The following is a 12,305-nucleotide window of genomic DNA, read 5'->3' as shown; positions in this document are numbered from 1 at the left end:
AGTATTTGAATATTTTCTTAAGAATAAAATGTTATTTGTGGTTTGTTTTGTTCTTCCCATACCTATAGCATTGCTTATTTATAGTGCATTTTATGTTCGATTGCCAACAGATCTCCCAATTGGTGTTATTGATGGGGATAAAAGTAGCATTTCAAGAGAGATTGAATTTGATCTTGATTCAACTTCAACATTGAGAGTCGTGAAAGAATATAATTCTATTCTTGAAGCAAAGGATGATCTTAATGATGGAAATATTTATGGGCTTGTGATTATTCCTGATGGATTACAAAAAAACATTAAGTTGGGCGTAGAGAGTAAAATTGGTTTTTATTATAATGCACAATTTGTGCTGATTGGAAAAGCACTTGATAGTTCTTTTTTAAAGGTTATCTCCACGGTTAATGCAAAAACTGATACCATCAGAAAACTGATTAAAAGCTCTAATTTTGGTGTTGCTTTTTCAAGTGCAATGCCTATTGTCTCAAAGATCCAAGCTCTATATAATCCTAGCAATGATTATGCACAATTTTTAATGACTTTGATTTTGCCCTGTACGTGGCAGATATTGACTGCACTAGGAATGTTAAACAGCATAGGGAGAATTTCTGGTGCAAAAAACTATCTACAAGCTTTTGGTGTGAATATAATCATTTTTACTTTTTGGGGAATGGCCATGATGGTTTTTTTTCAAACTATCGGGTATCCTATGAATGGAAGCTATCTGGTTTTGTTTTTAGGTATTGTGATGATGAGTTCTTCAATCAGTGCTATTGTAATTTTTTTTCAGGCACTCTTGCGTGATATGACTAAAACTGTGAGCGTCATTGCTGCTTATACAGCTCCTGGATTGGCGTTTGCTGGTATTACTTATCCACAAAACGCTATGGATGGATTCGCACTTTTTTGGAGTCATATCTTGCCTATTTCTTATTTTATGGAGATTTATTTACAACAAGCAAATTATGGACTTGCTTGGAACGATACTCTGAAAATTATTATTCAAATGTTCCCATTTTTGCTTTTTTTGCCATTAGGGGTTTTAATTGAAGACTTTAGGAGGGGGAAATGAGCTTTGGATGTGTGATTCTTCAAGAGTTTCGTGCGATTTTTAAAAATGTTCCAGTAATATTTACAGTGATAATAGGTTCGTTTCTTTATGCTTTTTTATATCCAGCTCCTTATAAAAACAATACCGTACAATCCCAAAAAATTATTGTTGTGGATAATGACAATACAACGCTTTCAAAAGAGTTGATTTTTTTAGCGGATTCGACAGCTCAGGTTGATGTGGATTTTGTCACCTCCTCAATGAAAAAAGCCCAGGAACTTTTAAATCAAGGTAAAATTTACGGCATTTTGGAAATTCCTAACGGCTTTGAAGCGGGTGTTTATAGACATACTCCAGTTGAGGTTTTTTATTTAGCGAATGCTTCTTATTTTTTGATATATGGAGCCGTTATAGATGGCATACATAAAGCAGTTGAAGAAATTTCTACTAATATCAAAATCAAACGTTTATTTTTTGAAGGAAAATCTCAGGACACAGATCTTATTGTACGTGATTCTATCCCCCTGTATAATCCCACTATGGGATATATTAATTATGCACTAGCAGCTATTCTTGTTTTTATTTTGCATCAAACTTTGATAATTGGAGCAGGAATTTTAGGTGCTTCTCAAAATGAGCAAAATCTAAATGGTATTGAGGGGTATTGGAATAAGACAGGGGCATTGAAGTTAGTTTTAGCTAGAATGTTTGCTTTTTTTTGTATCTATGTGGTTTTATTTTTGTTGTATTTTGGGTTTTTGTTTGAAATATATGGAGTTAATATTGGAGCAGACATCACATCATTTTGGTGTTTTGGTGCGATGTTTATTTTATGCTGTGCGAGTTTAGGGACTCTTTTAGGACTTTTGGTAAAAAATTCTGTTTTGCCAACTCAAATTATTCTTATTTCTTCGTTGCCTTTAATCTTTATGATGGGATTTATTTGGCCCATAGAGCTTTTACCAAAGCCCATTGTGTGGGCTATGCATTTTGTCCCCGCATTTCAAGGTATCAATGCTCTTGTTCGCATGAATCAAATGGGAGCAGATTTGAGTTTAGTGATGAGCGAGTTTTTCTGGCTTTTGGGGATTTGTATTGCTTGTGTTCTTGTAAGTGCGTTTATCATAAGATCCAAATCAAGGAAATATAAATGGCTTTGAAGCAAAATGAAATCTTTATCGCATTAAAGGATGCTTTTCCTCATACTATTCCAATTATGATGGGGTATTTATTGATGGGTTTTGCCTTTGGAGTACTCTTAGATAAAAGCGGATATGATTTTGTCTGGGCGTTTTTTATGTCAGTATTTATTTATGCTGGGGCAATGCAATTTGTGGCCATAGGGTTATTAGCTGGTGGAGTTAGTATCTGGGGTGCTGTTGTGTTATCTGCTATTGTGAATGCTAGGCAGATTTTCTATAGCATTAGTATGCTTGAAAAATTTTCAAAAATGGGTAAAAAACTTCTTTATATGATACATTCACTTACAGATGAAACCTTTGCTCTTTTTAATGTAAAAAAACCTAAGGAAGGTATAAATGAATCTTATTTTATGTTTTTTATTGCCTTGTTTAATCACATTTACTGGATTATTGGTTCTGTTAGTGGGGCTTTAATTGGTTCTAAATTTAATTTTGATTCTAGGGGTGTTGAATTTGTGATGACTGCCATTTTTGTGGTTATTTTTATGGAACAATGGAAACATACCTCAAATCATATTCCTGCTATTGTAGGTATCTGTACTAGTTTGATTTGCCTACTTTTATGCGGAGAGAATTTTTTATTGCCTTCGCTTATTTTTATGACTTTTATATTGATGTTATTTAGAAAAAAATTGGAGGAGTAATGCTAGATTCAGTCATCATTGTTTTGATAATTATTGTTATCACATTTCTCAGTCGTGCTCTACCTTTTATAATATTTAATTCCAAGAGACATACGCCTGTTTTTTTACACTATCTTGGAAAGGTTTTGCCCAATGCGATTATTGGAATGCTTATTGTATATTGTCTTAAAGGCACAGAAATGAGTGCGGCACCTTTTGGCTTGAATGAAATCTTAGCACTTATGTGCGTGGTAGTATGTCAAACCATATTAAAAATATATGTGGTTAGCATCTTGGCAGGAACAATTTTATATATGTATTTGATTCAAAGCGGTATTCTCAGTCACTTCTTTGGTTCTTAAGATTTACCATCACTGCAGCGATAGCAAATCCCCCATCGTGTGTGATGCTAAGAGATATAGAGTCTATGTTAAAAAAACTCATTTTATCTTTTTTCAGTGTTATAAATGGAGCATTTTTATTATTTTTGGATAACTCCATATCAAGAAACCCCAATTGCTCAGATATTCCCACTCCGAGTGCTTTTGAGCAAGCCTCTTTGGCTGCCCAAAATCCAGCTATCGTTGTGATTTTATAGCCCAAAGAGTTTGTTGCTAAAAGAATTTCTTCTTGAGAGAGAAATTTTTTTAAAAAAACTTCACCATATTTCGTAATATTTTTTTCAATACGAGAAATAGCGACGATATCAATTCCTATCATTGAATCACAAACTCAGTAAAAAAGACATTCTTAATATAACCATCAATCAAAAAATTATTGATTCTATTGACAATCTCATCTTTAAGGCGATCTTTGCCTTTTGTTGTCGCTATTTCTTCGATGGATTTTGAGGATAGAATTTCAATGATACTGTCTTGAATGATGGTTGATTTTGCTTCAACTTCTTTTTGTAACTTTTCATTGCTAAGTTCTAAGGTTATTGAAGTTTTGAGATAACGCCGACCGCTTTGAGTGACTAGGTTCACAATAAAAGGCTCAGGCATTTGATATAATGGTCCAACATTAAGGTAATTAGAAGCCCTAGTGTCACCACTAGGCTTTTTTTGCACTTGGATATTCATAGGACTTTCCAAACTTTTTGCCTCATCACTACCCTTGTTTCCACTTAAAAGCCAAAATCCAGCCACAACACCAATCATTAATAAAAGCACAATCACACCGATAATAACAAAAATTAAGGTTTTATTTTGTTTTGGAGTTTGTTGTTCTTCTGTTGTTTCTTTTTCTTCAGCCATTTGTTTCCTTTATATTATTGAGATTAGATTCTATTATAGTATGCTAACGAACTTTTACCGAATTTTCTTTGCTTTATTATACTAAAACACGCAATATTTTGAGGCATTTGGTATTCGCTCATATGCTCAAAAATGACCAAAAAAATACTCGGATTTAAAATCCTCTGGAGTAATTTAATGCATTTTTCATATACATCGGCATAATTCTCTCTTATATTAAATGGTGGATCAAAATAAATAATTTTTTTTATATTGTTCTTGTTGATTTGATGATGTAAAAGTTCAAATGTATCACCATAAAAAATAAAAGCATTTATATCAGGATCTTTTTTTTTCAAAAGCATTATGTTGGAATTTAAAACCCCAAAAGAACTTTTGTTATTTTCAAAAAACCAAACCTCTTTTGCTCTATGACTTAATGCTTCTAGTCCAATAGATCCAGTTCCTGCAAAAGCCTCAATAAAACAACTCCCGATTATATCTGAAGAAATAGTATTAAATAAAGATTCTTTTAAAATCGATTTGCTAGATCTTGTGAGAGTTGTTTTTGGCATTTGCAAGGAAGTGCCCTTAAACTTTCCACTGATAATTTTGATTGTAGATTTATTAGCCATTATTCTTTAGAGTTTGGTAGATTTTACTTGAGAATTCTGCTAGTATTGAGTCAATCTGCATTTTTAGTTCTGGATTTTTGATGTTTAAGAAATTTTCCGGAATGATGTTAGCACTAATTTTTGTAGATTTAAGTTTATGATGATAAAAATTTTGTAAATTTTCAAATAAGCTTATTTGTGTGAAAGGTTTTTTGATATCTGAATGAGATGAAGATCCGATAGTGCAAATAGGTTTGGAGATTTGCAATGGTCTATCAGAAATAACAAATTCACAATCTTCAAATTCTACCAGCATATCTTTGAGATAGTAAGTCAATGCATCTTGAAGAAGCAGTGACTCGCACATAACTGATATTTTCATTCAAACTCCATTTTTTGATTACTTTAATTATATAATTTTCTCTCTTAGCTCTACATAATAATTTTTTTAGTACGGGTTATGTTTCTTTTACTTCAGGGATTTGTTCTTTGAATATTTTTTTAACTTTCAATCTTTTTATTCTAGCACCATCCATGCTAGAAATCTCAAATTCACAATTCTCATCGCTTACACAATCTCCAACCACAGGCAGTCTTCCAAGCATCCCAAAGACATAACCCCCGATAGTTACTTGTTCGCATTCATCATCAAATTCTACATCCATAATTTCTTCGACGCTTTCTAAATCCATCATTCCATCAAATTCATAAGTGTTTTCATCAATCTGATGCATATCTTCTGTTTTCAGATCGTGTTCATCAGAAATATCACCCATAATCTCTTCAATGATGTCTTCCATTGTGAGAAGTCCTGCTGTTCCGCCATATTCATCAATAACAAGGGCTGTATGGATTTGTTCTTTATTCATCTTGATGAGTATTTGCGAAACTGAAGCACTCTCAGGAACGATTATGATTTCTCTCACTAAACTTTTGAGCTCTCTATTATGTGCTTCAAACACTGAACTTGTAAGCAAATCTCGAATATGAATCATTCCTACCACATTGTCTTTACTACCTTCGCAGTATGGATATCTAGTATGACGACTTTCCATTACTATTTGTATATTTTCCTCATATGTTTTCTCTGCATTTAGACAAATCATATCTTTTCTAGGAGTCATGATTTCTTTAGCGATAGTATCAGAGAAATCAACTGCATTTTTAATGATTTCCCCCTCAATTGAATCGATAAATCCACCCTTTAGACTCTCTCCAACGATAATCTTAAGTTCCTCTTCCGAATGTATATTGTCTTGTTCTTTGGCTGGTTGGATACCCAATCTCTTCAGAAAAAAAGCAGCCAAAATGTCAAAAAGTCTGATTACAGGATAAAATACGATCCAAAAAGAATACAAGGGTCTAGCCACAAATAAAGCAGCACTTTCAGATCTAGCAATGGCTATTGATTTTGGGACGATTTCTCCTAACACTACGTGCAAAAGTGTAATAAATGTAAAAGCTATAATAAAGCTAATGGTATGCATCAAAATGGAAGAAGCATCAAAAAAATTTCCAAGCAAGATACTCAGAAGTCTTGCAACTGCAGGTTCGCCTATCCAACCAAGCGCTAGGGAAGAGAGCGTGATTCCAAGTTGTGTTGCACTCAGATAAGTGTCAAGCTGATTGGAGATTTTTAAGGCCAACTTTGCGTTGAGTTTTTTGGATTTGCAAAGCTCTTCAAGTCGAGACTTTCTAACTTTTACTATAGCGAATTCAGAGAGGACAAAAAAGGCATTCAAAAGAACTAAAAAAATTGCAAAAATAAACATCAAAACCGACTGATACGGGTCCAAGCAATACTCCTTGATTTTAGGACAGTTCCTATAGTTGTCAAATATTTTATCATAAAAATGTATCTGAATTATTAAAGGTTTATACCTATAAAGTCAATCATAAAATAAGCAATAGCTCCCAATACTGCAGAAATAGGAACAGTGATAATCCAAGAAGCGATAATTTTATTAATAGCACTACGTTTCACCAATTCATTTTTATAAGCTTTTTTGAGTGATTTTTTTTCTTTTTTATTTAGGTTTGGGAGAGGTGATTTTTTACTCATTTTTTTCAAGCTCTCAAGCATTGCACCTTTTCTTTTTATGCTTGCTTTATGAAATCTTTCTAAAAAATTTGCGATGATGATTGAGTCTTTTCCTTTGTGGGCTTGAATGATTTTTTCTTCCATTTCATGGTATCTTTTTTTTAGATATTCCCTCAAAAATCCTACTCCAAAAACTGCTCCGATAGCAATGTGAGTAGAACTTACAGGTAATCCAAGTCCAGAAGCCACTAAAACTGTGAGGGCAGCTGATAGGGCAATACAAAATGCTCTTATTTTATTTAGTTCTGTGATTTCACTCCCTACTGTCTTGATGAGTTTAGGACCATATAGAGCAAGTCCTAGAGAGATTCCAAGCCCTCCAACAACCATAATCCACAAAGGTACATTAGCACTTTTGCCTACACTCTGAAGACTTCCAAGTGCTTGATTGATGGCTGCAAGTGGGCCAATAGCATTGGCAACATCGTTTGCCCCGTGTGCAAAACTTAAAAGTGCAGCGGAAAAAATGAGTGGGATGCTAAAGAGGGCATTGATTTCTTCTTTTGTGTTTTCAATGGAATCTGCCTTTTTATATACTAGTGGCTTGGTGATAAAATACACAATTAACGCAATTAAAAAGCTCAAAACTAATGCGAGTGGAAAATCAATGGGGATGATTTTCTTTAGACCTTTTATAATGAGATAGAGCACAAATGTCCAAGTCATTAAAAATATCAAAATAGGGACCACTTTTTTCGCGGCGAGTTTTTTGTTTTGTTTGTAAGTGATGGTTTTTTTGATAAACATTAAGAGTATCATTGCAAAAAACGCACCCATTACAGGTGAAATAATCCAGCTTCCAACAATACCTCCCAAAACCCCCCAATGTGCTACTCCTATTCCTCCTGCTGCTATTCCAGCTCCTAGTATCCCACCAACTATTGAGTGGGTTGTGGAAACAGGAGCACCCAAAACGGTTGCTAGATGCACCCATATTGCCCCAGAAACTAGAGCAGCCATCATAACACTTACAAAGATCTTGGGATCGGCAATACTTAAAGGATCAATAATGCCAGATTTGATAGTATCTACAACATCTCCACCAGCTATTATAGCTCCACCTGCTTCACAGATAGCGGCAATAGCTATTGCACCTGCTAAAGTGATTGCTTTAGATCCTACAGCAGGTCCTACATTGTTTGCAACATCATTTGCTCCAATGCTCATTGCCATATAGCCACCCACAATCGTAGCAAAAACCAAGAGTAAAGCATTTGAAGTATTTCCAAAAATAATAGCGATGACACTAATTGATATCGCAAACAACATAACAAGACCGATTTTTAGACTTTGTTTCTGAAATTTTTTATTTGCTTTTTGAAACTGAGCTAGATCTTTGAATTCCACGTTTGTAACCTCCTATGGATTATGGCTCAGGGACATCATACCAAAAAAAATTCTAAAGGAAACTTATAGACTTGGAGGTAAATTCATTTTGACTTATTTATGTTATTTTTTATTTTGATTGACTTACGGGTTTGTTTATTTTACAGTGGAGATAAATATTTAGAAAATCAAAATATCAAATAAACTTAAGATGATTTCAATGATAAAATATTTGATTTTAAAAGAAATCAAATCATTCACTTAATAATTTATATTTTTTTATGTTTGTATCAAAAGTTTGTTTTGAATTTAAATTTGTTTTGGATATATTACGGGCAATTTTTATTGGAAATTAGGGTTGTGATGTTATTGAGCATGCTTTATATTGTCGGGATTACAGCTGAAGGGATGAGCGGGGCACTTGCTGCAGGTCGTCATAAAATGGATCTTTTTGGTGTCATATTTATCGCTCTTGTGAGTGCTATTGGTGGTGGTTCAATTCGAGATGTTCTTTTTGGACATTACCCTCTTGCTTGGGTTCAAAATCCTTACTATATTGTTATTATCTGCATTGGAGCTATTTTGACCACTAGAATTCCATCAGTTATGGTGAAATTTGAAGCGTTATTTTTATTTCTAGATGCTTTGGGTTTGGTGTTTTTTAGCATCATTGGAGCAGAGATAGCTAGGAGTATGGGGTATGGATTTGTTATTATTGTCACTAGTGCTGTTATTACGGGGGTTTTTGGAGGAGTTTTGAGAGATATTTTTTGTAATCGCATTCCATTGGTATTGCAAAAAGAGCTTTATGCTGGAGTGGCCATGATTGTTGCAACACTGTATTATGTACTCATTGAATATCTGAGTATTCAAATCTATATTGCGACTTTTATTGCCTTAATTTGTGGAGTGATTTTGAGACTTTTGGCAATTTATTATAAAATGGGTTTGCCTGTTTTTGATTATGAAGATAAACGAAAAAAACAAGATAAAGGATGAGTAATGATTTGTGTATTTGATATTGAAACTGTTCCAGATATTGAAATGATTCAAAAAAATTTTCCAAACTCTCAGGAGATCTCTGAAATAGAAATTTGTGAAATGGCGATGGAGGAACAAAGAGAGAAAAGCGGGAGTGATTTTTTGCCAATTTATTCGCATAAAATTATTTCAATAGCTAGTGTGATTACAGATGAATATGGTCATTTCATAAAAGTTGGGAACTTTGGGAAAACGAACAACCCACTATCTAATGACACAGAAAAATCGATTATTGAAGATTTTTTGAAATTTATCAATAAATCTCAACCAAAGCTTGTGAGTTTTAATGGCAGGGGATTTGATTTACCAACGATAATGCTAAGAGCTATGAAATATAATTTATCCGCACATGGATATTACGAGCAAGATAATACTGCCTTCAATAAAACGAAATGGGAAAATTATCGCCAAAGATTTTCTGAACGTTTTCATACTGATTTGCTTGATAGTTTGGGTCATTTTGGAGTCATAAGAAATCTCAAGCTTGATAATGTTTGTTCAATGCTTAATATACCTGGAAAATACGATATGAGTGGAGATCAAGTATATAAAATTTTTTATGATAAGGAGATGGAAATATCTCAAAGAGTCGCCAAAATTGATGAATATTGTCAGAGTGATGTCTTGAATACCTATTGGTTATATTTAAAATATGAACTCTTGAAAGGAGAAATGATTTTAGGTGATTATTTTAGTATTTTAGATGAGTTCAGACGAAAGATGCCTCAAGGTAGGGGATATACAGATGTATTTGTAAAAGCTATAGAAAAAGAGCTTGAAAATGCTTGAAAGTCACATAAATAAGAATGGCGAAGTGATCAATAAGGAAGAGTTAATTGCAGAAATACAATCATTTTTAAATAGACTTGAGAGTTCTTTTACTCAAACCACTTTAGACGTCCATATGATGAAGTCTTTGGATATAGATTCGCTGACCTCTATTAGGGATAATCTTTTGCAAAAATGTGGCAACGAGATTGAATCAAATTTGCAATGGCTTCATTCGCTCAAAGAGATAAAGGATTGATAGGATAAATTTTATTCTCATTTATTGAGTATAAAGCTAAAATGATTATAATTCCAGGGCATTAAAACTAACCAACCACAATTAAAGGAGACAATTATGTTTGAATTAAGAAAATTACCTTATACTAAAGACAGCATGGGAGATTTTTTGAGTCCAGTTACGTTTGATTTTCATTACGGAAAACATCACCAGACTTATATAACTAATCTTAATAATCTTATTGAGGGCACAGAGTTTTCCAATAGCGAATTATTTGATATTGTAACTAAATCAAAAGCTGGGCTATTCAATAATGCCGCACAAGTATATAATCACGATTTTTATTGGGATTGTATTGCTCCAAAACAAACACAAATGAGCCTAGATTTTGAAGAAGCCATAAAGAGGGATTTTGGATCTCTAGAGAGCTTTAAAGAAATTTATTTAAAAACTGCTACAACATTATTTGGTTCTGGTTGGTGTTGGCTTGTTTATGACAAGGTTTCAGGTAAGCTTGAAATTGTTCAAACAAGCAATGCGGCCACTCCCATTACAGAAGGGAAAATACCTGTATTAGTGGTAGATGTTTGGGAACATGCTTATTATGTAGATCATAAAAATGCTAGAGCCACTTATTTGGAGAAGTTTTATAATCATATCAATTGGGATTTTGTTTCAAAAGCTTATGAATGGGCACAAAAAGAAGGTATCAATTCAGTAAGATTTTATATGAACGATCTTCACAAGAAATCTTAACTTCTAAATCTTTATTAACCCGCATTATTCATTGCGGGTTTTTTTATGTACTTAAAAAATGATTGCATATGCAACGATAATTATTCTATGAGGGACAAAATTATGCAAACACAAAATTTGCCATCAAATAAAAGAAATGTAGATACCTTTATTTTCAAGACAGCACTTTTTTCAATCGCAGCCACTACCGTTCTTGGAAGTACGCTTATAGCTCCTTCTTTGCCAGCTTTGGAAAAACATTTTTCCCATGTTGATAATATTGATTTTTTATCCAAACTTATTTTAACTTTACCTGCTCTTTTTATCATGATTTTTTCACCTATATCAGGTTTTATGTTAGAGAGATTTGGAAGACTGAAATTGATATATCCTGCATTAATCCTTTGGAGTGTGATGGGAACGAGCGGATTCTTTTTAGATAATATTTATTTATTACTTATTTCTAGGGCTATTTTTGGTATTTCTACAGCATTTTTAATGACAGGGGTGAGTGTTTTGCTCAGTGATTATTATGTGGGGATAAAAAGAGAAAAAGCATTGAGTTTGCAAGGTTTTTTTATGGCATTTGGAGGAGCGGTATTTTTAATTCTTGGAGGGTATTTGTCTAACCTTGATTGGCGTTATCCATTTTTAGCCTATCTTTTGGGGGTTGTAATATTGATTTTTGCAATTTTTATGTTATTTGAACCGATTCGTGAGGTAAATGCAAAAAAAGATACTGATTTGTTAAATGACTCAGATAGAAAGTTTAATTTTTTAAAGTTTGTTCCAGTTTATTTGCTAGGTATATTTTGTATGGCGATGTTTTATGTCGCCCCTACCCAGCTCCCTAGTTTTATTATCAATACACTTGGAATGGATGGATCTAAAGTGGGTATATCTATGGCCGTAGCTTCTGTATCGATGGCAATTTTTTCTTTATTTTACAATCGTTTGCGTATTTATTTGAGCATCTTTAAAATCCATTTTTTAGGATTGTTTCTAGTAGGTTCATCTTTTATGACGGTGGGAGTTTTTCATAATTATTTTGCCACACTTGTGGCATTTGTTTTGATGGGAGCAGGGCTAGGCTTTATGATGGTTAATAATAGCTCTTGGCTTTTTAGGTTGGCAAAGGATACCGAGAGAGCTAAGGCATATGGATTTTTGGCCGCCTCCCTTTTTATGGGACAATTTATATCCCCGATTATTACTCAACCTGTAGTGTACTATTTTGGACTCATAAAAATGTTTTGCATCTTTGGAGGATTGCTTTATGTTATTGCTTTTCTCTTTTTGATACTAAAATCGAAGTAATTATGGTGTCAAGCAATTTGTATGGTTTTGATATAATCACACAAAAAATCTTAAAAG

General features: G+C 33.3%; 15 protein-coding genes. 9 read left to right on the top strand and 6 right to left on the bottom strand.

What is annotated here, in order from left to right; translation table 11 throughout:
- The first annotated feature begins 28 nt into the window (after positions 1-28).
- Genes BKH42_RS01670 through BKH42_RS01655 form a run of 4 tightly spaced genes read left to right on the top strand, consistent with a single transcriptional unit; the run spans position 29 to position 3,235 of the window.
- The gene (locus BKH42_RS01670) at positions 29-1,069 is read left to right on the top strand and encodes an ABC transporter permease (protein ID WP_257874224.1); all 1,041 of its coding nucleotides are present in this window, start codon (positions 29-31) and stop codon (positions 1,067-1,069) included.
- Positions 1,066-2,208, top strand: coding sequence for an ABC transporter permease (locus BKH42_RS01665; protein WP_095294163.1), 1,143 nt, complete (start codon positions 1,066-1,068; stop codon positions 2,206-2,208). Before BKH42_RS01670 ends, BKH42_RS01665 begins: the two co-directional genes overlap by 4 nt.
- The gene (locus BKH42_RS01660) at positions 2,199-2,894 is read left to right on the top strand and encodes an AzlC family ABC transporter permease (RefSeq protein ID WP_095294160.1); all 696 of its coding nucleotides are present in this window, start codon (positions 2,199-2,201) and stop codon (positions 2,892-2,894) included. The genes BKH42_RS01665 and BKH42_RS01660 overlap by 10 nt, the downstream gene beginning before the upstream one ends.
- Positions 2,894-3,235 carry an AzlD domain-containing protein gene (locus tag BKH42_RS01655; protein ID WP_095294157.1) on the top strand — a complete coding sequence of 114 codons (342 nt, stop codon included), beginning with the start codon at positions 2,894-2,896 and terminating at the stop codon, positions 3,233-3,235. The genes BKH42_RS01660 and BKH42_RS01655 overlap by 1 nt, the downstream gene beginning before the upstream one ends.
- Here BKH42_RS01655 and acpS read toward each other — a convergent pair.
- The 6 genes from acpS to BKH42_RS01625 all read right to left on the bottom strand — a co-directional run bounded on the left by acpS (position 3,213) and on the right by BKH42_RS01625 (position 8,170).
- Positions 3,213-3,593 carry a holo-ACP synthase gene (acpS, locus tag BKH42_RS01650; RefSeq protein WP_095294155.1) on the bottom strand — a complete coding sequence of 127 codons (381 nt, stop codon included), beginning with the start codon at positions 3,591-3,593 and terminating at the stop codon, positions 3,213-3,215. The two genes, BKH42_RS01655 and acpS, sit on opposite strands and share 23 nt — an antisense overlap.
- A complete protein-coding gene (gene fliL, locus BKH42_RS01645) occupies positions 3,590-4,129 on the bottom strand; it encodes a flagellar basal body-associated protein FliL (protein ID WP_095294152.1) in 540 nt (179 codons plus the stop codon). Before fliL ends, acpS begins: the two co-directional genes overlap by 4 nt.
- Before the next feature lie 23 nt (positions 4,130-4,152).
- Positions 4,153-4,743 (bottom strand): 16S rRNA (guanine(966)-N(2))-methyltransferase RsmD, encoded by a 591-nt coding sequence (gene rsmD / locus BKH42_RS01640; RefSeq protein WP_095294150.1) that lies wholly within the window; start codon positions 4,741-4,743, stop codon positions 4,153-4,155.
- A complete protein-coding gene (locus tag BKH42_RS01635; RefSeq protein WP_095294147.1) occupies positions 4,736-5,104 on the bottom strand; it encodes a hypothetical protein in 369 nt (122 codons plus the stop codon). Before BKH42_RS01635 ends, rsmD begins: the two co-directional genes overlap by 8 nt.
- Before the next feature lie 76 nt (positions 5,105-5,180).
- Positions 5,181-6,494, bottom strand: a complete 1,314-nt coding sequence (locus BKH42_RS01630; RefSeq protein ID WP_095294146.1) for a hemolysin family protein — start codon at positions 6,492-6,494, stop codon at positions 5,181-5,183.
- Between the two features lie 95 nt (positions 6,495-6,589).
- The gene (locus BKH42_RS01625; protein ID WP_095294142.1) at positions 6,590-8,170 is read right to left on the bottom strand and encodes an inorganic phosphate transporter; all 1,581 of its coding nucleotides are present in this window, start codon (positions 8,168-8,170) and stop codon (positions 6,590-6,592) included.
- Positions 8,171-8,494: 324 nt separating this feature from the next.
- Here BKH42_RS01625 and BKH42_RS09395 point away from each other — a divergent pair, with 324 nt between their 5' ends.
- From BKH42_RS09395 to BKH42_RS01605, 5 genes are all read left to right on the top strand, one after another.
- Entirely contained in the window at positions 8,495-9,148 is a 654-nt protein-coding gene (locus tag BKH42_RS09395; protein WP_257874223.1) for a trimeric intracellular cation channel family protein, read from the top strand.
- A gap of 3 nt (positions 9,149-9,151) precedes the next feature.
- Complete coding sequence (locus BKH42_RS09390; RefSeq protein ID WP_180673885.1) at positions 9,152-9,979, top strand: 3'-5' exonuclease; 828 nt, start codon at positions 9,152-9,154, stop codon at positions 9,977-9,979.
- Complete coding sequence (locus BKH42_RS01615; protein ID WP_180673883.1) at positions 9,972-10,217, top strand: hypothetical protein; 246 nt, start codon at positions 9,972-9,974, stop codon at positions 10,215-10,217. The genes BKH42_RS09390 and BKH42_RS01615 overlap by 8 nt, the downstream gene beginning before the upstream one ends.
- A 96-nt stretch (positions 10,218-10,313) precedes the next feature.
- Positions 10,314-10,952, top strand: a complete 639-nt coding sequence (locus BKH42_RS01610; protein ID WP_095294139.1) for a superoxide dismutase — start codon at positions 10,314-10,316, stop codon at positions 10,950-10,952.
- Positions 10,953-11,054: 102 nt separating this feature from the next.
- Positions 11,055-12,248 carry an MFS transporter gene (locus tag BKH42_RS01605; RefSeq protein WP_095294137.1) on the top strand — a complete coding sequence of 398 codons (1,194 nt, stop codon included), beginning with the start codon at positions 11,055-11,057 and terminating at the stop codon, positions 12,246-12,248.
- The last annotated feature ends 57 nt before the right edge of the window (positions 12,249-12,305 follow it).

This window comes from Helicobacter sp. 13S00482-2 (assembly GCF_002272795.1).
In the GTDB taxonomy this organism is placed as follows: Bacteria; Campylobacterota; Campylobacteria; order Campylobacterales; family Helicobacteraceae; genus Helicobacter_J.
Note: the sequence above shows the minus strand (reverse complement) of the source record. Positions and strands in the feature narration are given on the sequence as shown.

What these genes read in the sequence shown, in the direction of transcription:
- BKH42_RS01670 (WP_257874224.1), top strand. Translation starts at nt 29, where the DNA reads ATGTTATTTGTGGTTTGTTTTGTTCTTCCCATACCTATAGCATTGCTT.
- BKH42_RS01665 (WP_095294163.1), top strand. Translation starts at nt 1,066, where the DNA reads ATGAGCTTTGGATGTGTGATTCTTCAAGAGTTTCGTGCGATTTTTAAA.
- BKH42_RS01660 (WP_095294160.1), top strand. Translation starts at nt 2,199, where the DNA reads ATGGCTTTGAAGCAAAATGAAATCTTTATCGCATTAAAGGATGCTTTT.
- BKH42_RS01655 (WP_095294157.1), top strand. Translation starts at nt 2,894, where the DNA reads ATGCTAGATTCAGTCATCATTGTTTTGATAATTATTGTTATCACATTT.
- acpS (WP_095294155.1), bottom strand. Translation starts at nt 3,593, where the DNA reads ATGATAGGAATTGATATCGTCGCTATTTCTCGTATTGAAAAAAATATT.
- fliL (WP_095294152.1), bottom strand. Translation starts at nt 4,129, where the DNA reads ATGGCTGAAGAAAAAGAAACAACAGAAGAACAACAAACTCCAAAACAA.
- rsmD (WP_095294150.1), bottom strand. Translation starts at nt 4,743, where the DNA reads ATGGCTAATAAATCTACAATCAAAATTATCAGTGGAAAGTTTAAGGGC.
- BKH42_RS01635 (WP_095294147.1), bottom strand. Translation starts at nt 5,104, where the DNA reads ATGAAAATATCAGTTATGTGCGAGTCACTGCTTCTTCAAGATGCATTG.
- BKH42_RS01630 (WP_095294146.1), bottom strand. Translation starts at nt 6,494, where the DNA reads ATGTTTATTTTTGCAATTTTTTTAGTTCTTTTGAATGCCTTTTTTGTC.
- BKH42_RS09390 (WP_180673885.1), top strand. Translation starts at nt 9,152, where the DNA reads ATGATTTGTGTATTTGATATTGAAACTGTTCCAGATATTGAAATGATT.
- BKH42_RS01615 (WP_180673883.1), top strand. Translation starts at nt 9,972, where the DNA reads ATGCTTGAAAGTCACATAAATAAGAATGGCGAAGTGATCAATAAGGAA.
- BKH42_RS01610 (WP_095294139.1), top strand. Translation starts at nt 10,314, where the DNA reads ATGTTTGAATTAAGAAAATTACCTTATACTAAAGACAGCATGGGAGAT.
- BKH42_RS01605 (WP_095294137.1), top strand. Translation starts at nt 11,055, where the DNA reads ATGCAAACACAAAATTTGCCATCAAATAAAAGAAATGTAGATACCTTT.